This window comes from Halomonas sp. LS-001, assembly GCF_052983955.1.
The window spans coordinates 721,300-743,834 of the sequence record NZ_CM129816.1; the positions used below are offsets into that span (position 1 = coordinate 721,300).

17 protein-coding genes are annotated in these 22,535 nt (G+C 52.1%); 15 read left to right on the top strand and 2 right to left on the bottom strand.

The genetic code is table 11. The features are described 5' to 3' along the window. Positions 1–3 precede the first annotated feature (3 nt). The 8 genes from ACU6TU_RS03120 (at position 4) to ACU6TU_RS03155 (ending at position 6,251) form a co-directional block, all read left to right on the top strand. Positions 4–756, top strand: a complete 753-nt coding sequence (locus tag ACU6TU_RS03120; RefSeq protein WP_447143132.1) for a hypothetical protein — start codon at positions 4–6, stop codon at positions 754–756. A 260-nt stretch (positions 757–1,016) separates the two neighbouring features. Then, positions 1,017–1,130, top strand: a complete 114-nt coding sequence (locus tag ACU6TU_RS03125) for an IS1096 element passenger TnpR family protein (RefSeq protein ID WP_447143133.1) — start codon at positions 1,017–1,019, stop codon at positions 1,128–1,130. 75 nt (positions 1,131–1,205) lie between these two features. After that, entirely contained in the window at positions 1,206–1,418 is a 213-nt protein-coding gene (locus tag ACU6TU_RS03130) for a hypothetical protein (RefSeq protein ID WP_447143134.1), read from the top strand. After that, positions 1,415–1,771, top strand: a complete 357-nt coding sequence (gene tnpB / locus ACU6TU_RS03135) for an IS66 family insertion sequence element accessory protein TnpB (RefSeq protein WP_447143135.1) — start codon at positions 1,415–1,417, stop codon at positions 1,769–1,771. The genes ACU6TU_RS03130 and tnpB overlap by 4 nt, the downstream gene beginning before the upstream one ends. A gap of 44 nt (positions 1,772–1,815) precedes the next feature. Further along, the gene (gene tnpC, locus ACU6TU_RS03140; protein ID WP_447143136.1) at positions 1,816–3,420 is read left to right on the top strand and encodes an IS66 family transposase; all 1,605 of its coding nucleotides are present in this window, start codon (positions 1,816–1,818) and stop codon (positions 3,418–3,420) included. Positions 3,421–3,460: 40 nt separating this feature from the next. Beyond that, positions 3,461–4,057 (top strand): plasmid pRiA4b ORF-3 family protein, encoded by a 597-nt coding sequence (locus ACU6TU_RS03145; protein WP_447144167.1) that lies wholly within the window; start codon positions 3,461–3,463, stop codon positions 4,055–4,057. Positions 4,058–4,261: 204 nt separating this feature from the next. Beyond that, positions 4,262–5,089: a hypothetical protein gene (locus ACU6TU_RS03150; protein WP_447143137.1), complete on the top strand. Its 828-nt coding sequence runs from the start codon at positions 4,262–4,264 to the stop codon at positions 5,087–5,089. A gap of 109 nt (positions 5,090–5,198) precedes the next feature. Further along, positions 5,199–6,251: a hypothetical protein gene (locus ACU6TU_RS03155; RefSeq protein ID WP_447143138.1), complete on the top strand. Its 1,053-nt coding sequence runs from the start codon at positions 5,199–5,201 to the stop codon at positions 6,249–6,251. 64 nt (positions 6,252–6,315) lie between these two features. On the opposite strand, the gene ACU6TU_RS03160 is transcribed toward ACU6TU_RS03155, so the two are convergent. Next, positions 6,316–7,029, bottom strand: coding sequence for a hypothetical protein (locus tag ACU6TU_RS03160; protein WP_447143139.1), 714 nt, complete (start codon positions 7,027–7,029; stop codon positions 6,316–6,318). Between the two features lie 289 nt (positions 7,030–7,318). Beyond that, complete coding sequence (locus ACU6TU_RS03165) at positions 7,319–9,436, bottom strand: AAA family ATPase (protein ID WP_447143140.1); 2,118 nt, start codon at positions 9,434–9,436, stop codon at positions 7,319–7,321. 266 nt (positions 9,437–9,702) lie between these two features. Between ACU6TU_RS03165 and csx16 the strand changes: the two genes are divergently transcribed. The 7 genes from csx16 (at position 9,703) to pglZ (ending at position 22,524) form a co-directional block, all read left to right on the top strand. Beyond that, on the top strand, positions 9,703–9,897 hold the full coding sequence (gene csx16, locus ACU6TU_RS03170) for a CRISPR-associated protein Csx16 (protein WP_447143141.1): 195 nt from the start codon (positions 9,703–9,705) through the stop codon (positions 9,895–9,897). A 695-nt stretch (positions 9,898–10,592) separates the two neighbouring features. Continuing rightward, positions 10,593–11,174, top strand: coding sequence for a DUF1819 family protein (locus ACU6TU_RS03175; protein ID WP_447143142.1), 582 nt, complete (start codon positions 10,593–10,595; stop codon positions 11,172–11,174). Continuing rightward, positions 11,171–11,809, top strand: a complete 639-nt coding sequence (locus ACU6TU_RS03180) for a DUF1788 domain-containing protein (RefSeq protein WP_447143143.1) — start codon at positions 11,171–11,173, stop codon at positions 11,807–11,809. The genes ACU6TU_RS03175 and ACU6TU_RS03180 overlap by 4 nt, the downstream gene beginning before the upstream one ends. A 20-nt stretch (positions 11,810–11,829) precedes the next feature. Continuing rightward, positions 11,830–15,393 (top strand): BREX system P-loop protein BrxC, encoded by a 3,564-nt coding sequence (brxC, locus tag ACU6TU_RS03185; protein ID WP_447143144.1) that lies wholly within the window; start codon positions 11,830–11,832, stop codon positions 15,391–15,393. Next, positions 15,393–18,890, top strand: a complete 3,498-nt coding sequence (gene pglX / locus ACU6TU_RS03190; protein ID WP_447143145.1) for a BREX-1 system adenine-specific DNA-methyltransferase PglX — start codon at positions 15,393–15,395, stop codon at positions 18,888–18,890. Before brxC ends, pglX begins: the two co-directional genes overlap by 1 nt. A 45-nt stretch (positions 18,891–18,935) precedes the next feature. Next, complete coding sequence (locus tag ACU6TU_RS03195; RefSeq protein ID WP_447143146.1) at positions 18,936–19,979, top strand: PDDEXK nuclease domain-containing protein; 1,044 nt, start codon at positions 18,936–18,938, stop codon at positions 19,977–19,979. Continuing rightward, positions 19,972–22,524 (top strand): BREX-1 system phosphatase PglZ type A, encoded by a 2,553-nt coding sequence (gene pglZ / locus ACU6TU_RS03200; RefSeq protein ID WP_447143147.1) that lies wholly within the window; start codon positions 19,972–19,974, stop codon positions 22,522–22,524. The genes ACU6TU_RS03195 and pglZ overlap by 8 nt, the downstream gene beginning before the upstream one ends. Positions 22,525–22,535 lie beyond the last annotated feature (11 nt).

The following is a 22,535-nucleotide window of genomic DNA, read 5'->3' on the forward strand; positions in this document are numbered from 1 at the left end:
CTAATGTTTGACGTAAATGAAGATAAAATCTCTGAGCACAACAAAGAGTTGAGAGAAGTTTTGCAGGTTATTAAAAATGATGTAAGCCGCCAGTGTGCTTTAAAAAGATTTCCGACAAGATATTCAAAATCAATTTTATCGCATCTGAAAGGCAATCAAGTCGATAACCACTCTATTGGCTTGTCAATACGAAAAATTCATGATTTCTATGGGTGGATGGCTAAAGAAGAGCTTAAACGTGGTCAATGTGCTGGGGCCTTATATAGGACTTTAGGTTATTTGAATATTGATCGAAAAAATCGAGATGGAACACAGGGAGTAGGAAGAAATGTACATATTGAACATACAGTTCCTGTTCGCGCTCTACTTAGGTCTATCTCTTTTAACTTGTCGAACTTTAAATCAGAAAGTGAGCTGCATAATTTTCTAATAGACAGGTCAGTATGTGTTGCATTTAGTCATTCAGAAGAGAAAAAATTGAATGTTTCAGGTGTTCATGCTTCCGATAATGAAGCTTTTTCCCGTGATGGCTTGCAAGTCCATAATTACCCATTTAGACGCTATTTGCCTTTAGCGGAATATGCTGAAAAAGCTGGTTTTGAATTTGAAGTTTATAATGTTGTGAGTGGAAAAAAAGTTGATTTGTATAACTACTCGTTTCAAGATCACCAAAAAACATTAAATATAGCGTCGTCATATGTTTCTAGCTCTTTTGAGCCAAGTGTTTATAGTTTGGATGGGTTTAAGTTTGACTAGTTTTGAGCAGTATTTGTGTCCCGATATCTGAAGTTTGAAAAGCCCATTGTCATTGCTTATATATCACTGAAGTGTAGTGCGTATACATTTAAAGATCAGTTTCTAGAAGGTTTATTTAGGATAAATGTGCTCGATTATGTGCAAGAGAAGTTGCCTGTCGTTATATTTAAACGCTAGAGTAAACGAGGAGTTCTGTAAATTGAAAGAGTGCATGGAAAACACTGAATGACATCACCAATACTCAGCTGGTAGGAGGGCATATGGCGGATATACGGCTGAAAATAGAGCTTTTATATACCGATCCACTGGTCTGGCGGCGAGTGGTGGTGCCTGAAAAGATCAACCTCTTGCGCCTGCATGAGGTCATTCAGTAAGCGCGCCACTAACCACATCTTCTCAACCTGAGTTTTGCTGACCACACTGAGGCTTTCTTTATCCAGGAGATTCTCATGGTCCAAGAACTCAATGCCATGCAGGCGTTTTGGCTCGGGCATCTTTATCACGCTTCTGTTCGGGAGATTCCCCTCAGCGAGTACGCGACACAACAGGGGCTCACCTTAGCCGATCTGTTGCTCTGGGAAAAACGCTTGAATGTGCGCGGTTTGCCGGTGCCAGCTCGTCATCGTCCTGCCCGGTTTGTGCAAGTGGCGGTGACGCCATGATCCGCCCCAGTACTGACCTGACCGTATACCTTTGCCGCGAGCCCGTCGATATGCGCAAGCAGATGGATGGCCTGGCGTTGCTGGTTCAGGAGGCAATGGAACTGAACCCGTTTGATAAAGCGCTGTTTGTCTTTGGTAATCGCCAGCGAGACAAAATTAAACTCCTGTTCTGGGAGCGTAATGGCTTTGTGGTCTGGTATAAGCGCCTGGAGCGTGAGCGATTCAAGTGGCCAACGCACCTGGAAAGAGAGTCCGTGACGCTGAGCGGACAAGAACTCAACTGGTTACTGGACGGCTATGACCTGAACGTCATGCAGCCTCATAAAGCACTGGATTTTCAGCGTGTTGGCTGATTTTTTGCTCTACTTTCAACGGGCTTTTTGATACACTTTAACGCATGAAAAACACCGCTCCCCCCGCCCAGGACGTCTCTCAACTGCAGCGCCAAATACAGGCGCTGCAAGATGAGAACGCTCAACTTCATCGCCTGATGGAGAAAAAAGAGGCGCAGTGGGAAGCGACGAAGCAGTCCCTTTATGAGCAGTTCCGACTGGCGTTGGAACGCACGTTCGGCCCTTCCACAGAAAAGTACGGCATTCAGCAGGGAGATCTGCTGATCAATGAGGCCGAACTCATCGTCGATGAAGACGGCGCGGAAGCTAATGATGCTCAGGCGCAGGACGCCACTCTTGATGACATATCGGCCGATAATGCCACGGCCACGGCCAAAAAGCGTACCCGCGGCGGACGTGTCGCCTTGCCGCCTGAACTGCCTCGCGTCGAGGTGGTTCATGAGCTGGGCGACACCGAACGTTGCTGCACTGAGGACGGTACCGAGCTTAAGGTCATCGGTGAAGAGGTCAGTGAAGAGCTTCACGTGGTACCCGCCCGGGTGGAAGTGATCCGTCATGTGCGGCGTAAATATGCCTGCCCAACCTGCGAAGAAAACGTCAAGACCGCCCCGGCACCGGCCAAACTCCTGCCCAAAAGCAATGCCAGTGCTACCTTGTTGGCGTACGTGGCCACGGCCAAATACCAGGATGCCTTGCCGCTTTACCGGCAGAGCCAGATATTTACCCGCCACGGTGCCCATCTGCCGCGCAACACGCTGGCGCGCTGGATGGTGCAGACAGGCGAGCGCCTCTTACCGCTGATAGAGACGTTACGTAAGCAACTGTTGAACGCCCCGCTGATCCACATGGATGAGACCACCCTGCAGGTCAATCAGGAAGAAGGCCGTAAGGCCAGTGCCAACTCCTACATGTGGGTGCAACGCGGTGGGCCACCTGAACAACAGGTAGTGCTGTTCGACTATGACCCCAGCCGTGCCGGGCGCGTGCCCCTACGCCTGTTGGGTGATTACAACGGCTGCCTGGTCACCGACGGCTATGAAGGTTATGCCGAAGTCGTGCGGCGTAATGGCATCACTCATGCCGGGTGTTGGGCGCATGCTCGCCGCAAGTTCATCGAGGCTCAGAAAGCGCAGCCGAAGAATAAAACCGGCAAGGCCGGGTGGGCGCTGAACCAGATCAGCAAACTCTATGGCGTTGAAAAACAGGCCCGGTCACTGGAGCCGGAGGCGCGTCAGGCGCTACGCGACAAACAGAGCCGACCCTTGATCACCCAACTGCGTACCTGGCTCGATAAGTCCTTAGCTCAGGTGTTGCCCAAAAGCACGCTAGGGAAAGCCCTGTATTACCTGGATGGCCAGTGGCCGCGCTTGACCCGCTTCCTTGATGATGGTCGCATCCCGCTGGATAACAATCCGGCCGAAAATGCCATCCGCCCCTTCGTGGTCGGCCGCAAGAACTGGCTGTTCAGCCACACGCCAAGCGGAGCGCAAGCGAGCGCGGCAATCTACAGCCTGATCGAAACAGCCAAAGCCAACGGCCTCTCGCCTTATGACTACCTGCAGTACGTCTTCGAAACGCTGCCCACGCTCAATGATGATGAACTCAGTACGCTGCTCCCCTGGCACTGGAAGGAAACATTACCTGCTTGAAAAGTGCCTGCCTAGATGTGGTTAGTGGTGCGCTTACGTCATTCAGGCCGTCATGGGATGGGAGGATGCCCATCTGTTTGAGTTCGAATGCAATGGCCGCTATTACGGCCTACCCGATGAGTGGAGCGACCGCCCGATTGCTTTGGCTCGTAATGCCCAGTTGAAGGCCATTGCGGCGCGTGCCGATGAAAACACCTTCTACTATCGCTACGATTTTGGTGATGACTGGTTGCATCGCATTACCATTGAAGCCACCGGTCTGGCGGAAACATCTCCTTGTCCTCGATTGCTGGAAGCGGAAAGGGCCTGCCCGCCGGAGGATATCGGTGGTATTCCCGGCTATGAAGCGCTGCTGGACGCCGCCGCCGGGCAGCCAAACGAGCACGGGGAGATGTTGCTGGAAGTTTTGGGTGGTGAGTTTGATCCTGATGGGGTAGATACCGACAAAGTGACTGTCATGCTTGAGCCTATTCAGCGCGGTTTTAAGCGAAGCAAGCGAGACCAGTCGCCCTCACCGGCATCAGAGTTAGAGACATGGCCGATAGATATGACACGCTCCCTCAAGACGCAGGGCATTCATGATATGGATACCCTGATTGCCATCGTGGAGCAATATAGGCAGCTCCGTAAGAGCTAAACCCTTCAGGGAGTGGGAGTGCCACGTTGCCTGACTCGTTTCCACAGGGCAGGCATCAGGCGGCGCGGCATCCAAAGCCAACTGGCAACGGCAATAATGCCATAAAGCAACCAAAAGGTAGGGCCACAGCAGCAGTTTGTCGATTAAGGCCAGCACATCTCCTTTATACACCACTGAGACAGGGCACTGGGTAGGAGCGGTATTATGATTAAGAAAAAAGATATCCTATGGTGTGCCGTACTGTTTTTAGCGCTGTCAGTTTGGTGGCAATTGTCTGGTTCTGTTGCCAGCTTATTGTTTCCCATGGTTTGGATAGCGGTCACTCAACTAATTTTTATAGGTGCATTTGAAGCAGCACGACTGCGGCGTCGGGCCTGGTTGGGGCAATATCTCAAGAAGTCGTCCCCTTTGAGCCGTTGGCTCCGGGGTGGTGTCGTGATGGTGATGTGGCATCAGCTGGTAAGTGCTGTTTTATCTATCGTGGTGTTGGTCTCTATTCGTCTCGTTGGTTGGCCTGAAATGACCCTTTTAGTGGTAAGTGCTGGCGCGTTGTGGATATTAGGCCGTTGGGCGCAAATACGTTTGGCAGTACATGTGATTCCTGACTACCTATCCGCTGTGACACGACGGCTACTGATCGCTCCTGCCTCTGTAATGCTTGCCGCTGGATTAATCGTGGTTTCCCTAATACGTCAGCAGCTCTATCTAATAGATGTGGAGCTTGGCATTGCTATCCAGCACCATGTCGTGTCTAACAGTAATTCTCTATTAGGCGTATTTGAGCGCAGTGCCAGTGTGATCGAACTGGCTTCTTTTTGGGCTATGCAGAATGCATTGGATGGTTTGGGCGTAGCAGGTTGGGGGGTGCTGTTGGGTTGGATCGGTGTATTCGCACTACAGAGTGCGCTAGCCCTGGCGTTTGTGCGTTTTCTAGTTGGCGCTGCGGCTACGCATAACGCACTCCGCCGTTTATGGGTATGCACTGCTTGTGATGGCGAATCACTTTTTGCGGTGCAGAAGAGGAGAAAGTGAAATGAAGGGATCGTTATCGAGTGATACTAGTAGTATGACGCGGTTGGCATACTGGAAGCACCCCCCAGCAGGCATCTCGTCAGCACATCTAATGATTTCCATAGTCACCATGCTAGTGATTCTCCTTCTGGCTGGCATGAGTTATCGCTGGTTGGCAACAAGCCACTCTCCTCTTATCCAATTCATTATCAATGGTGAAAGCCTTGTGCTGAGCGCTGAAGATGGTGCTGCCTTAAGCCGAGACCTAAGTGAACGCTTTAATGTCTTGGAGCAAGGCGCAGCGCAACGTCTGGAGCCATGGGTAGACGAGGCGCTGTTAAAAGCACGTGAGCAGTACCAAGAGGCTGGTGAGCGCTATTTGGATTGGTACTTCTCTGCAGTCGGAAGCTACGCCCGCCTTGCTGTTAGCCTGACAGGAGAACTGGAGCCTTGGATGGAGCGTCAGATACAAGATCGTTTGGTAGAACCCAGCGGGGCTGAACAGGCAGTGTCGCTTCTGCATACCGAATACAGAGAACGCCTTCTTGATGTTCAGCAGGAACTGCTATCTGAAGCATTGAGTGATGTTTACCTCCACTACGCCCCGATGTCTGTTCCCACCTCGGAGATAGATGATGGGGCGGTGGTTACTCTGAACTTGGATCAAGTGATAGTCGCCGCGAATGATGTTAACCGCCTTGAGGCGCTGTCTTGGTCGAGACCACCCCTAGGTATCGGGCTGTTGGGCGGTGCTGGCATTACCGCTGCATTGATGGCAAGGCCGGTTATGGCAGCAGCACGTGCCATGGTAAGACGTTTTGTAGTACGTCTTGGTTTAGCGAAAGCACGTTCAGTGGCTGTGGGCGGTGTCGTCGCAGCAGGCACGGCGGCAACAGGCCCTGGCGCGGTTGTGGCCGGCACTGTCACGGCAGGAACCGTTATTGCGATAACCGCTGGTACTGAGTACCTCGCGTTGGTCAAACAAGAAGAGGCACTCCGCCCAGCTATGGAAGAGACCCTAGTGGATACATGGGCGAATCTTGAAACAGAGCTTCATAGCGCTTTAGAAGCAGATCGTCTGGCATGGGGTGATGCAATGCTGGATCAGCTGCGGCGTTCTTCCATACAAGAGATAAATGACTCAGAGCTGCCAGAGGCGTATCGAGTTTTTCAGCATCTTTAGACTGCATGCTTCATTGCTTACGTACGTCCTAATCGCCATTGTGGAGCAATATAAGCAGTTTAGCTCAAAGCCCGTACTCACTCAGAAAAGCCAGCCAGGCACTGCGCTGTGACCCGCGGAGAGGTAGCGACAACGGGCGGTCTTCCTGCATTTCAAAAGCGCTAACGACACGCTTGGCAAAATTATCTTGTCCGGTGGTTAGCATCTCCAGAGTGCCCCACCATTCAATACAGGAAAAGCCCTTCAACGCCTTGTTGAGTTGTATTATCCCTTGCTCATCGCTGATGGCATTCATGCGAATGGCCTCACTGATCACGCTGACCTGATGCTGTTTGGCCAGGGGGTTATCGTGAGCAGGGCCGGGCGGATTGAACGGCAGCACCTGCACGATAAAACGCAGCATTTCATCTTTTGAGCCAAACCAGTAAAAAGCCCCGACACCCCCACCCATTGCAGGTGAATCATCGCCTGCAAAATACAGCCCCCAGCTCTTATCGGTGGGTGTGATGCCATGGTGATGTTCCAGTTGCTGCTGTGTTTGCTCCAGGAGAGTTTCTTCATCGGCTACTGGTCGTACACGAATCAGGGAAGGCTTGTCGGCCCGAAAAAGGTCTGTCTGATTTGGCATGACCAGATAGCTACCTATCAGCTTGAGACCATCATCCTGATAGGTATCAATATCATCGAGTAACAACCAGTGCTCGCCTGACCAGAAAGCGGGTTCCCACTCAACGGCGAATACAACCCAGTAATAACCTGGAAGACGTGTCTCGTGCATGTCAATCTCCAATCAATTCAACAATAAGAGGGGGTAGACTACGTGGTTGAGTTGCTTGGCTGTTATCCACGTAAAGTTTGACGACTGCAAACGTGTGCCCGGCGTATGCGAATAGGTCACCAGTACGCCGTGGTAAGTGGCGGGATAATCCAGGCAAATCACCCAAGCGCACTGGTATAACTGTCATCGTATAATGGCCGAAGAACATCGGTGACGCGCGGTGAAACGCTGAAAGAGCAGTGGTTGGCTGAATAAGTGCCTGAGTGACATCGTGCCCCAAAATCTGGCACTACAAAAACCCCATGGGCTGGCGCTGGCCATGCTGCTCACGTTCTTCCAGCGTCAGCGCATCCATCAGGGTGTTCAGGCGCAGGGGTAGACCGCGCAGGTCAAGCTGATCCAGTGCGGTACGCACGTTACCCGGCGTCAGGCGACGGCTGGCCAGATGGTTGGCGGGTATCGTCGCCAGGCGGGCATGGTCACGTTCGGGCAGCACGGCTTTTAGCAAATCGCGTAGCGGTTCCGGGGCAAGCGGCAAAAACTCGACCTTGAGATCAAAGCGGCGCATCACGGCGCGGTCCAGGCTTTCCACGCGGTTGGTGGTGGCAAGCAGAATCCCGTCAAAGTTTTCAATCTGTACCAGTAGCTCATTGGTGTGGGAGATTTCCCAGCTTTGCATGCCGTTATCACGCTGCATCAGCAGAGTATCCACTTCATCCAGCAGCAACACGGCATTCTTTTGCCGGGCCTGGTGGAAGAGGGCGGCGAGCTTTTCTTCCGTGCCTCCCACAAACTTGTCCAACAGGCTGCTGGCGTGGGCGACGATCAGCTCACGGTCCAGGCGTTTAGCCAGGTGTTTGGCCAGGACGGTTTTGCCGCTGCCAGGCAGGCCATGCAGGCACAGACGTCCGCGCTGGCGGCGGGTTAAACGCTGCACAATGCCGTCCAGCCCGGGGCGGGTATTGAGCCATTCCAGGCGGTAATCAGGCATTTGCGGACCACTGTTGTGAGCCAGGGGCTGGGGGCGTTCGGCCGTTTGACCCAGGGCCTTCAGGCGATGGTTCATCAGGGTGTCCAGGTGCAGTTCGTTGCGCTGCGGGGTGCGCGGGTTCATCAGCTGGCCGAGGCGGCATAGCTGTTCGGCAGCGGCCGGGGTCATCCAGCGCTGGCGGGAGAGGTGCTGGCGGCCCTGAGGCGTGACGGGCAAGGTCTGCAGCAAATGCTGGAAATGTTCGTGGGCCTGTTCACCTTGCTGAGCCTTGACTTCAATGATCATGTCAAAGCGGCGCAGATAGGCGGGGTCCAGCCAGTATACGCTGTTGCTGACCCACAGGCCGGGTTTGGGGTTGGTTTCCAGTAGCTGGTTCATCCAGCCCTTGGGCAGCGCCTCTTCATCGTTGATGACATCCTCGATTTCATCGAACATCACCATGCCCGGGCGCTGGTTAATCAGTTTCTGCACCATCTGATAACGGTGCAGGCGCTTGCTGGGTGAGAGCACATCATCATCCTTGTCTATCACCGGCACGCCGTAAAGGGGCACCTTCAGCCGGGTGGCCAGCGTCTTGACCAGCTCGGTTTTGCCAACCCCTGGCGGGCCATAAATCAGGATATTGGCCCCCGTCTGCTGGGTGTCGATTGCCCGTTGCAGATAATCAACGGCGAGTTGGCGCAGGGGGACGGCGCTGAAGCTGGCCAGTGAGAAACGGCCAGCTTCCTGAATGGGGCAGAGGCCCATCAGGCGGTCGGCAATAAAGGAACGCAGCGCAGCAGAAGAAAGCAGGCCAACATCATGGTTAACCAGAGGCGCCAGGCTGCGCAGGAGAGGGCCGGCAGACAGGATATCGTCCAGGTCCAGCAGAGGGCGGTCGCCCTTGTGCGTCGCGATAAGACCAAGACGCTTGAGGCGGTGATTGTTTTGCAGGCTGAGATGCACGTCATCACTGCCATGAGCGGTCAGCAGCGCCAACAGTTTCTTGGCACGGCTTTCTTCTACCGTTAGCAAAACGGGGTTGATGATAGGGTGGCGCAGGCGTAGCCAGGTCAGCATCAACAGCTTGCTTTCCAGCGGGTTGAGCTGAAGCAGATCGGTGACTTCGTCACATAGCCGGGTAAGCGTGCCGTTGACCGGTGCCTGCGGGTCAAGGTGACGAGTGTGCTTTGTCCACCAGCGCTTCAGGGCAGGGGCATAGTCGCTGTAAAGATGGCTGTCTTCTGCACGCTTTGGAATGTTCAGCCCGAGCCAGCTGAACAGGCTACGCCACTCATCGTTGTCCAGGTTGGTATCCTTGCCAAGAAACGTCACCATTCTGACGGTGATCATCTGCGCCAGCAGGCGCTCTTCAGGGTCCTGGCGTTCGTCGTCGCGTGCGGATGCGTCAATATCGAGTAACTGTCCCCACTGCATGGCTTTCTCCCGTTTTGATCACTCCTCCATGATAACGGCTTCATGCGACATCTTGTGTCGTAACATCTTCAAAAATTTCATCCGCTGATTATCCATTCAACCTCTCGTCAGTCAGGATTCCAGGGCAAAGAATAGAGCAATGAGGATGCAAGCATCTGCCTGGGTTTGGGGGATCTATTTTCAGGTTGCCCACCAAAAATTTGCACCGCCTGTTTTTCCGGGTGAAACGCAATAGCCTTATTCAATACTTTGATTAAGGGCACGCCATGCTGACTATCTGGATCATTTCACGCCATGCAGGCGCCATTGAGTGGCTTAAACGCCAGGGTATTGAGGGGCAGCAATGCCAGCACCTGAACATCGAACAGGTCTCACCTGGCGATAATGTTATAGGTACCTTGCCGATTAATCTGGCCGCAAAAGTGTGTGCCGAACAGGAAATAGTAAGCCCAACAACGTAAACAATTAGGTGGGCTTCTCCTTCGTTTTCGGCTGGATTTTTACCCAGCGGGATGGGTCGATCTTCAAAGAAGCAAGGTCACTTTGGAGTGGCCAGGTAATGCAGGGTTATCCTTAAAGTGCTTTTGGCTATTCCTTGTACCAGGGAATTGTCGAGCCATGTGCGAAAATGCCTCAAACTGAGGATTTATCGGTTGGCAGGGTACCCAATAGACACGGGCTCGGTTAGGCTGGAACTAAGTGGAATTATGAAACTCGGTAACCAACAGGGAGGTAGTGTGGCCGATATTTATCCCCACCTGAGCGATGCCTGTGCCGCAAACAAGTTGGCTCGGATTGGTTGTTGGGACCTTGCTCTTCGCAAGTTCGTGGAAGCTTCCCGAGCTGCGCCGACCAATGGTCAAAAAGGCCAGCCCTCAAACATCTCGAAACACTCTTGCCCTGGAATGCGGAACTGCCGTCCTCAGAAAAAGTGGCTCAATACGGTTAAGGCGAGTGGGTCGATTTAACAGCGTGTTTGCTTCAGCCCATTAATCTTACTAAGCAGCGGTGGTTCTTCGGTGCTGGTTGACGAGGTCGTTCGGGCTACAAGTGACTTTAGTCTGGCCAGCCCGACCTCGCTTTGCCTTCGTTGCTTACTGTAGTCTAGTGAGATGTATGCAATCAGTTAGCATATTCAGTTTGAGCGGGAGCTTAAATGGTAACAACCTACAAAATTGGATTTGCGCGCACCGCATTGCTTAGGGAAACCGTGCTGGTTGCGCAGCAGTTCAACGATCTGAAGGACTGGGCTCGCGTTAGGCAGGTCGTTATCGATGATAATGTCTTGCAGACACGCACCAGCCGCACAAGCAGTATCATTTACAACGAGATTCACAAACGTCTTAAGCTTCTCTCGGAGGATCAGGTCGAGTTGATTGGCAGGGACCACAAGCAAGACCTCAGGCAGCTGATCTGGATCGCAATCTGTAAGCAGTATCCGTTCATTGGTGAGTTTGCAGTCGAAGTTCTGGCCTCTTCCAGCGCTTCGAGGCGGTATGAAATCACCTATGACGATTATGGCTACTTCTTTAATTCCAAGGCTGAGTGGCATCCAGAGCTCGAACAGGTGTCCGACAAAACACGCTCCAACGCGCGCCAGAAGTTGTTTCAGATGATGCGCGAGTGTGAGCTGCTTAACGAGTCTGACGAGCTGATTCCTCAGATGCTCTCGATAGCGCTACAAAATTGCTCGCTAGAGTCTGATCTCGCCTTTATACCCGGAGCAATACGCCTATGAGTCAGGTTGCATCCAATCCGCCTCGTGACAATACCGTGTCGGCAAAGAACCTGGCTGAGAGTCAGGTTCACTTGCTAAACGTAGTTTCCAGCCGCCGCTTTCGGAACAACGAAGGGCTTAATAACGAAGTCCCGTTCCATATCTGCCCGTTTGAGCCTGAGATCAGCGCTGACATGATGCAGGCGGTTAAGCAGCTCAAAAATGAGTTGGCCGACAAAGGGTTGGGAGTGCTAGAGATCAATCTCTATGACCTGGTGATTGAGATTCTCAAGAAAGAGGGCGACTGGGAGTGGCTGATTGATAACGAGATTACACTTTCGCGTGGCGAGCTTAAAGAAGAGCTTCAGGGGATTCTGGATACCGAAACCATACTGATTCCTGCCATTGTCAAAACGATGGATGCCGCCAGTTACGATGTGATTTTCATCACGGGGGTTGGGGAGGTCTTCCCATACATCCGCTCCCACAACATCCTGAACAATTTACAGCGTGTTGCCAAAGAGGAGCCTACGTTGATGTTCTTCCCCGGCAAGTATCAGCACTCGGCGGCCAATGGTGCGTCGCTGCGCCTGTTCAACAAGCTCACCGATGACAAATACTACCGAGCCTTCAACATACTCGATCGAGCTAACTGATCAGATTTATAGGAGTTAATATGCTACTGGAACAGCTGTTTGATAAGGCTGTTGATCGTCCGATAGAAGGGGTGATCAAAGCGGATGATGAAGTCAGCTTGTATGTTGAATTAGACGAGTATGTGATTACCAATGAAGTAGCCAAACGTCTGGATGAGTTCCTGGGCGCTTACCTGAACTACCAGGGCGCGAACGGCGTTTGGGTCTCGGGTTTCTTCGGCTCTGGTAAGTCCCACCTGCTGAAGATGATGGCGCTGCTGCTGCAAAACAAGCCTATTGAAGGCACCGACTACCCATTGGACCTGTTCCTGGAAAAACCTCCCTTTAATGAAGGAGGTATGCAGGCTGAGGACCTGAAGCGCGCGGTTACTATCCCTTCGGAAAGCATTCTATTCAATATCGACCAGAAGGCCGATGTCATCTCCAAGGATGAATTGGATGCTTTGATTGCGGTCTTTGTGAAAGTGTTTGACGAACATTGTGGCTACTACGGCAAACACCCCTATATCGCACAGTTTGAACGCGAACTAGACGTTGAGGGCCAGTTTGCCGCCTTTAAAGCCGCCTTTGCTGATTTGGCAAGCCAGGATTGGGAGTCAGGCCGCCGCCGTGCCAAGCGTATGGCTCCGCATATCGACAAGGCCTACACCCAGGTTACCGGTACACCTGTTACCAATATTCTTGATAAATACCGCGATGACTATCGCCTGTCTATCGAGGATTTTGCCGAGCAGATTAACGACTATGTTGAGTCTAAAGGTCATGACTTCCGCCTGAACTTCTTTGTTGATGAAGTCGGCCAGTACATCGCCAACAACGTCAAACTGATGACCAATTTGCAGACGGTTGCAGAATCTCTGGCAACTAAATGCAACGGGCGTTCTTGGGTGGTTGTGACTGCTCAGGAAGATATGTCTGCTGTTTTGGGTGAGGATGCTCAGCAGTCAGACGATTTTTCCAAAATACAGGCACGCTTTAAGAACCGCATGAAGCTAAGCAGCCAGGATGTCGCTGAAGTGATTCAGATGCGCTTGCTAGCCAAGCGTCATGAGCATATTAATCTGTTGTCTGATCTGTATTATCGGCAAGAGAGTAACTTTAAAACCTTATTTGACTTTGCCGATGGGTCAGCATCTTACCCGAACTTCAAGGATCGCGAGCACTTCATCAAGAGCTATCCGTTCATTCCTTATCAGTTCAACCTGTTTCAAGCCGCTATTCAGACCCTGTCACGACACAGCGCCTTCGAGGGTAAACACAGTTCCGTGGGTGAACGCTCCATGCTAGGGGTGTTTCAGGAAGTTGCCAAGAGCATTAAAGACCACCAGGTCGGCGATCTGGCTACCTTTGACCTGATGTTCGAGGGTGTTCGCACAGCACTAAAAGGCGCGATTCAATCTTCAATCCTCCGCGCCGAGAACACGCTGACCAACAAGTTCGCACTGCGTGTACTCAAGGCCTTGTTCTTGGTGAAGTACGTCAAAGAGTTCAAACCCACAGTACGCAATATTTGCGTGCTGATGCATGACAGCTTTGATACCTCCATCACGACGCTGAAAGATAATGTTGAAGAAGCGCTGGCGCTGCTTGAGAATCAGACGCTGATCCAGCGGAATGGGGAACTCTATGAGTACCTCACCGATGAAGAGCAAGACATTGAGGCCGAGATCAAAAACACCGACGTTGATACCCAAGCGGTTGCGTCAGAACTTGAAAAGCTGGTGTTTGATGGTGTCATCAAGGACCGTAAGATCCGCTGGGATGAAAGCGGTCAGGACTATCCATTCACCCGCAAGCTGGACGATAATCAGGTTGGCCGCGAGCAAGAGCTGGCGATCAACGTGATCACCTCCTTTCACGACTATCGCGATGCTTTTGATAAGCACAAGACAGATACCGTCTACAACGATGAGCTGCGGGTGGTAATGTCGGCCAGCGAGCGCCTTATGCGTGACCTGCTGCTTTTCAAAAAGACTGAGAAATACATCTCCCTTGAGACTCGCACCGCCCAGCAGGATTCGGTAGAACGCATTCTGGCAGATAAAGTTGCTCAGAATGGTGAACGTTATAAGCAGTTAAAAGCACTGGTCTCAACGCTGATGGGGCAGGCGATCTACTTTGTTCGCGGACAAGAGATTGAAATGAGTGGTGAGGATGGCCGGAGCAAAGTTCAAAAGGCATTCATCGAACTGGCTAAACAGACCTACCCGAATCTCAAGATGCACCGGGGTAAGCAATATCAGGAAAGCGAGATTGCAACCATCCTGACGCAGGGCGAGCAAGGCCTGTTTGGTGATGAAGCCACCTTGCCCGAAGCACAACAAGAGATGTTTTCTCATATTCAGAGCAACAACCGTGGCGGGATTCGTACCACGGTGAAACTGCTACTGGAAAAGTTTGAGTATAAGCCTTACGGCTGGTCATATGCCGCTGTGCTCTGCACGCTGGCTCACTTGTGCGCGCGTGGCAAGATTGAGGTGCGTGAGTCGACTAATCTTCTGGACGACGCTGAGCTAGCGCGTGCACTCAAAAACTCGAACAGCCATGGCAATCTGATTCTGGACCCGCAGGTAGAGTTTACACCCGGTCAGGTCAAGAAACTAAAAGAGTTCTATAACGACTACTTTGATAAGGTCGCTCGCGCAACCGAAGCCAAGGCCTTGGCGAAAGAGACACAAGAAGCTTTCGCCAGCCAAAAAGCCGAGCTTGAGAAACTGTTCGTTCAGGCCGAGCATTATCCATTTACGCGTGTGCTGTCAGATATTATTGCTGACCTCACTGATCTTGAAGCCAAGCCCTATCAATGGTTCGTCACCGAGCTGCCCCGTGATGAAGACAAATGGCTGGATGATTACAAGGACCGTGTAACTGATCCGCTCCTGTCTTTCATGAAGGGCCCCAACAAAGCACAGTTGGACCACGCCAATCGCCTACTGGAAGAGCACAAGGCTAACCTTAGCTATGTTCAGGCCGATGAGCTGGCTGCCATCAAATCCGCCCTGGTTGATCCCAACATCTACCGGGGGAAGGCGATACAAACCCTTGTGGTCAATATTCAGTCGCTGCAAGCCAAGCTGGACGCGGCGATCGAGAGCGAGAAAGTTGCTGCAAGCGCCAAAATCGAAGACCTTGAGGCCAAACTGACGCAGTACGAGGGGTACAAGACCCTAAACGCTGAGCAGAAAGCGCAGCTGCAACACCAGTTTGAAGCGGTGAAGCAGCGGATTGACGATCAGGTGTTGATCGCCATGGTACGTGATGCGACGAACAACTTTGAAAATCAGCAGTACGCAGCGTTGCTTGAGCAAATCCTGGACTGGAATGCACCAGAGCCTGAGCCGGTACCGAAAGAAAAACCAGCGGATAAACCTGGAGTTCCTGCTGCTGGCGGTGTCCAGGTCCCTCCGCCAACCTCCTATCCCCCCAAACCCAAACCCAAGGCCGAGATTGTGGGGGCCAAGGATCTACAAGTGACCTTTGCCAAGCCGCTACTGGAAACCGAAGCGGATGTGGAAGCCTATTTGGAAAGTTACAGAAACACGCTGCTGGCAACCATAAATCAGGGTAAGAAGGTGCGCGTCTAATGGATACCCAAAAAATGCAAACAAGTGCGCTGAAGACGTTTGCTCAATTGGCACGTAAAGACTTGCTGGAGCAGGTCAGCAGCAAACTCGCCTTTGTACTTAAACCGGAAAGCAGCGCGCGGCGTGAATACCCCGCTGTGGTGAAGGAAATTGATAAGGCAGTCGCAGCACAAGGGCAAGCAGGCCTGATCGATCAGGTGGCCTATACCTGGTTCAACCGTTTTTGTGCCCTGCGCTTTATGGACGTGAACGGCTATAACCGTGTCGGTGTGGTATCCCCCGCAGAAGGGCAGGTTCAACCGGAGATTCTGGCCGAGGCAAAATCGGGCATCATTGATGATACTCAGGTCAATACGCGTGCTGCCGATCAGGTTCGCGGCTTACTAAATGGCTCTATCAGCAGCCCGGATGCTCAGACAGAAGCCTACCGCTTGCTGATCGTCGGTTCCTGTAATGCCCTGTATGAACGTATGCCCTATCTGTTTGAGCGCATCCAGGACTTTACTGAGCTGTTGATGCCGGATGACCTGCTCTCCGAGAACTCCATCCTGGCCAATATGCGCGCAGTGATGACACCGGAAGCCTGCCAGGATGTCGAGATCATCGGCTGGCTCTACCAGTTCTATATCTCTGAGAAAAAACAGGACGTATTTGACGGCCTCAAAAAGAATATCAAAATCACCGCCGAAAACATCCCGGCGGCCACCCAGCTCTTCACCCCGCATTGGATTGTTCGCTACCTGGTGGAGAACTCGCTGGGGCGGCTCTGGCTGCTGAACCGGCCGCAAAGCCGTCTGGCCGAGCAGATGGACTACTACATCGCGCCGGAAGAACCAGAAATAGATTTCTTAAAGATCGCTACTCCGGAAGACATCCGTATCTGCGACCCGGCAGCAGGCTCGGGGCACATGCTGACCTATGCCTTTGACCTTCTCTACGCAATCTACGAGGAAGAGGGCTATGACCCGAACGATATTCCGGTACTGATTCTCACCAACAATCTAACCGGGGTGGAGATTGACGACCGCGCGGGCGCGCTGGCGGCCTTTGCGCTGGAAATGAAGGCGGCGGCAAAGCTCGGTCGTCGTCGTTTCTTCAAGATGGACGCCAAGCCTAATATTTGCGTGCTGGACAATATCAGCTTCTCTGAATCCGAGATGGATGATGTGATCGAGATTGTGGGTAAAGATCTTTACACCGCTGATCTACGGGAGACGCTTACTCAGTTTGAACAGGCCAAGAACTTTGGCTCGCTGATTGTTCCCCAGCTCAAAGATCCGGCTGAAACGGCAAGACTGATTGAGGCGAAGGATTTTTCGGGGGACCTGCTGCTGAGTGAGGTTTATGAACGCCTGGTTAAAGTGCTGCGCATGGCCGAGGCGCTGTCGCCGAAGTATCATGTGGTGGTGGCCAACCCACCGTATCTGGACCTCGGAAATATGAACCCTAAGCTGAAGACTTTTGTGGAGGCAAATTACCTGGATACAAAACAGGGGCTGGATTCTACTTTCATCGAAGTCGCTAAGCGTAGAGCTGTTTCAGATGGCTATTTCGCATTAATTACACAACGCAGCTGGATGTTCTTGTCGCGACTGGAAGCCTTCAGATCTCGCATTTTGTCGTCTCATTGGCTTGCTGATCTGATCTACCTTGGACCGGATGTTTTCCCTGAAATCAACGGAGAGAAGGTTCAGAATTCGGCATTCGTTTTCAATAATTCAAGCCCCTTGAAACGCCCAAGCCATTTCATTGATGTCAGCGATTTGCAAGGAACGGAGAAAGCCCAAGGAGTTAGAGATAGTCGCAAAAGCCATCAGCTACCCGCGCAAGAGTGTCTTGGCCTTCCGGGATCGCCACTTGCATTTTGGGCGAGTGAGGATTTGATCCAGGCATTCTCTTCTGACCAAAGAGTGGGGGATGCTGCCGATATTCGTGTTGGTCTTGATACTGGTGACAACGCACGTTTTCTTCGTCTTTGGCACGAAGTGGCATCCTCTCGGACTCTACACGATGGCAACTCTCAAGCAGACGTTGTCGACGCAAAGGCACGCTGGGTTCCACACACAAAAGGCGGAGAGTATCGGAAGTGGTTCGGCAATTTGACTGATGTCATCGCATTTTCCGACCGTGATTACGATATGCTTGGAAAGCAAGGCAACAAACTGCCGTCAAGGATGCACTACTTCAGAGAAGGTGTATTTTACACGCGCGTGAGTTCTGGAACCGCATCGTTTCGGTTGTCTCCAAAAGGCGCAGTTTTTAACTCTGCAAGCCCTACAGCCTTTATTGCTCTCGAATGTTTCAACACAGTCTTCGGCCTATTGAATTCACGAGTAAGCGAAGCAATGCTGCGCTGCTTATCACCAACACTGAATTTTCAGGCGGGCGAGATCCGCAAACTACCCATATCGCCGTTCCTTTCAGAAGCGTCCCTAACCAAGACAGTTGCAAGCGCAGTAGCACTCGCACGCTCCGACTGGGATGCCTACGAAACCTCCTGGGATTTCACCACGCTCCCGCTGCTCCAACCCGACCACCGCACCGACACGCTGCAGGCCACCTACACAACCCTCCGCACCCATTGGCAGGGCATGACGGATGAGATGCAGCAGCTGGAGGAAGAGAACAACCGCATCTTTATCGACGCCTACGGCTTGCAAGACGAACTGACTCCAGAAGTTCCGATCGAGGAGATCACCCTCACCTGCAACCCCGCCTATCGCTATGGCATCAAGAAAGACGCGGCGGCTAACGAGACCCGCCTGCGCGCCGATACTATGGCCGAGTTCCTCTCCTACGCCGTGGGTTGCATGTTCGGCCGTTACAGCCTCGACGCGCCGGGCCTGATCCTCGCCAACCAGGGCGAGCGGCTTGAAGATTACCTGGCCCGCGTGCCGGAACCCAGCTTTATGCCAGATGGTGAAAACGTCATCCCGATGATCGATTTTGAAGGCGACTGGTTTGAGGATGATATCACCGAACGCTTTAAGCAGTTCCTGCGGGTGACGTTTGGTGATGATCACTATGCTGAGAACCTGGCCTTTATTGAACAGGCGCTGGGCAAACCCCTGCAAAAGTACCTTGTTAAAGACTTCTACAAAGACCATGTATCCCGCTACAAAAAACGCCCGATCTACTGGTTGTTCTCAAGCCCGAAAGGCACTTTCAACGCCTTGATCTATATGCACCGCTACACGCCTTCCACCGTGAGTGTTGTGTTAAACGAGTACCTGCGTGAGTTCCGTACCAAGCTGGAGGCTCGCAAGGCCAGCTGCGAGCAGATCTCCATCAGTGCCAGTGCCAGCCAGAAAGAGAAAACTCAGGCGCTGAAGATGATCACCAACTTCAACAAGGCCATTGATGAAGTCAACCGCTATGAGCGTGATGTGCTCTACCCATTGGCAGGCCAGAACACCGAAATCGATCTGGATGATGGTGTGAAGCACAACTACCCGCTTTTTGGCTCGGCGCTGAAAAAAGTGGCAGGCTTGTCGTAATGCATCAATGCCACGCCCTGACGCTATCCGAATTAGGAGCTAACGATGAATAAGCCGCGGCTATTATCTGAGATGCTCCTGATGGATGCTCGCTCCATCATCACCACGGCACAGAACGATGCGCTGCGATCGGTGGAATTTCACCGGGTAGAGATGTACTGGAAGCTGGGTGAACGGATCTTTGTTGAAGAGCAGCAGGAGCTTGCGCGTGCTGAATATGGCAGCTACCTGATTGCGTCGCTGGCTCAAGAGCTGGAAAGCGAGTTCGGCAGCGGATTTTCCAAGCGGCAGTTGGAGCTTAGCCGTCAGTTTTACCGCTGCTTCCCGATTGCGAACACGCTGTGTTCGCAATTGAACTGGTTCCAGTATCGTTTGCTGATTCGTATAGCTGATGCCGAAAAGCGCGAGTATTACCAGCTAGAGGCGGTGAAAAATCGCTGGAGCGGAAAAGAGTTAGAGCGTCAAATCAATGCCCAACTCTATGAGCGCCTACTGGCCAGTAACGATAAAGAATCCGTGCTCGCGGTTGCGCGCGGCCAGCGTCAGCCAGAAACCGCTCGAGAGATCATAAAAGACCCCATGTACCTTGAATTTCTGGGGCTTGAGAAACATGCCAGCTATTACGAGCAGGACCTGGAATCATCGCTGATTACCCATTTACAGTCGTTTTTGCTGGAGCTTGGCAATGGCTTCACCTTCGTCGCTCGGCAAAAGCGCTTACTGATTGAGGACGATGAGTTTTTTGCTGATTTGGTGTTTTATAACCGCCTGCTGCGCTGTTTCGTGGTGATTGAGTTAAAAACCAGCAAAATGAGCCACCGTGACCTGGGGCAGTTGCAGATGTATGTGAACTATTACGACCGCTACGAAAAGCTACCAGATGAAAATCCTACTATCGGGATACTGCTGTGCCCGTCACGCAACCAGGGCGTGGTGGAGCTGACATTACCCAAAGAAACGATGCTCCAGGCAACTGAATACAGCTTGTGTTTACCCGATAAAGAGCAGTTGGAAGAGAAGCTGCACGAGTGGATAGAAGAATTTGAAGCGCAAACCGACCGCATGGCTGGCGAGAAACAAGATGACTGAAAACCGCATACAACAAGCACTGCTTCGTCTGTTTGAGCGCCAGCGGATTGTCTTCTGGTATGACGATAAGCAGGAGTTTCGTGATGCCTTCGAGCGCCTGGAAATGGAGGGTATTGAGAAGTTCGAGATTGACGCCAACGAGTTTACCCTAAAACACCGGATACTGCGGGCGTCACCCAGGCAAGCATTTCTGCTCTATCGCGAGGGTAAAGAGCCGGATTACATCAATAACTGGCTGTTGGATGTGCAGCTGGGCAGTGCTGTATTCCGCACCGACCAGTCGGCGATCTGGCTCAGTGAAATGAATCTGCCGCCTGAATTTGCTGATGTGGTGACTAACCACGAGGCATTCTTCGATGGAGGCCGAGCACCCAAGCAGGCAGAAGCACGCAAGCGGCGGCTGCTGGCACTGTTGAAGCCAGATGACCTCAAGTACCAGGTGCGTCTTAAGATGCTGGCAGTCTGTGCGGATCTTCACCAATTGGCCGACGTGCGCCTGGATGTCATCTGTGAAAGTCTCTTTGATGAGCTGACTGAAGAGCAGCAGCCGCGTTATGCGCTTATGCAGCGGTGTAATCTGACCTCAGTGTTTTGGGAACAGATTGACCGTCATTACGGATACTCATCGAATAAGCCGTCCGTTAAAGATTTCTCGATTGAGCTCTTCAAATCCTGCTATGCACTGTCGATTACGAAGCCCAAACCACAGGATGAAGCCTCACTCAACAATGATGCACTGGTGCTGTTTAAACGATGGAAGGAAAGCCGCAAGCACGAAGCGGTGTTTGAAGCGCTGTCCGAAGAGTATGCCAAGCTGCTTGATATTGAGAACGACCTGAATACTCGGGATCTGCGCGATGTGATCGAGATAGACTACTACCGCTTGATTGACCAGAAGGTCATTGTTGATCTGGTCAAGGCAGTAGAACAGCGGACTTTATCCGAGGGCGAGATCACTAAATACTGCCGCGAGCGACGTCAGAGTCATTGGTACGCAGATTTCAAAACGCTCTACACGGCTATCGAGGTTGCCAGTGAGTTTTTAGCCCGGCTGGATAGAGTGCAGCTCAATATAAGTAACAGTTCTGATGCCGTGCATGGATACGTGAGTCATTGGTTCATGATCGACCAATTGTATCGTCAGTTCATCCATGCGCTAAATACGTCCGCCCATGGGAGAACCCTGCTCGATAGCCTCAGCGAAACGATTGAAAGCTTGTACATCAACCGCTTCCTGGGCCCGCTGGCAACGCAGTGGCAGGGCCAGGTGGATGCGATGGGTAACTGGGCTGTACCGGATGTGATACCCCAGCGTCAGTTCTACAACCACTGGGTTAAACCCTATACCAACCGGGGTAATAAGGTTTGTGTGATTATCTCGGATGCGTTCCGCTACGAAGCAGCGGACGAGATGATAGGGCGTATTAACCGTGAGAAGCGTTACCAGGCGTCACTCAAGCATATGCTCTCGGCGTTGCCCAGTTACACCCAGTTAGGTATGGCGTCTTTGCTGCCACGTAAAGCCGGTGAATTCTCGATATCAGAAACCGATAGCACGGTATCGATTGGTGGGGGCTCCACACAAGGTACCGCCAACCGCGACAAGCTAATCAAATCGGCGTTGGGTGAATCTGCTTGTGCTCAAAAAGCCAAATCAGTTCTGGAAATGACCCAGGCAGAAGGGCGTGAGCTGTTGAAGAGCCATGATGTCATCTACATCTACCACAACCGTATTGACCATGCCGGTGATAAAATGCAGTCCGAAGGTGAAGCCTTTGAGGCCACAGAGCGCACCTTCGACGACCTGATGACACTGGTTAAAAAGCTTACCGCCTTTAATGCCTCCAATGTACTTATCACCGCAGATCACGGCTTTATCTACCAAAACCGCCCCCTGGAAGATAGCGATTTCCTGAAGACGGATGTGCAGGGCGATATACACTACCGGGATCGCCGCTTTCTGCTCGGGAAGCAGCTGTCGGCAACTGATTCAATCAAGGTATTCAGCCCCGCTCAGTTGGGGCTTAATGGTGATGTCCATGCAGCTATCCCGAAAGGGATTCAGCGCCTGCGCTTAAGCGGCTCGGGCAGTCGCTTCGTACATGGTGGTGCATCCCTGCAGGAAGTGATTGTCCCGGTTATTTCGGTCAACAAGAAACGCCAAGATGATATTGCCACTGTCGAGGTCGATCTGCTGCGCGGTGGAAGCAATTTTATTACGGCAGGGCAGTTGTCAGTGACCTTGTACCAGACTGAGCCGGTGAACGATAAGCTCAAACCGAGAGATTTACGTTGCGGTATCTATACCGCCAGTGGCCGGCTCATTTCGGATTTGCACACTGTTACGATGGATCTGACTGCTGAAAACGCTCGCGAGCGTGAGCTGAAGCTAAGATTCGTGCTGACACAGGATGCTGATGACGCTAATAATCAGGAAGTCAGCCTTAAGCTGGAAGAACCCGTTACAGGCACCAACCAGTTCACTGAATATAAACAGTTGAAGTACATCATTCGTCGCTCGTTCACCAGCGACTTTGATTTTTAAGCTGGACGAGC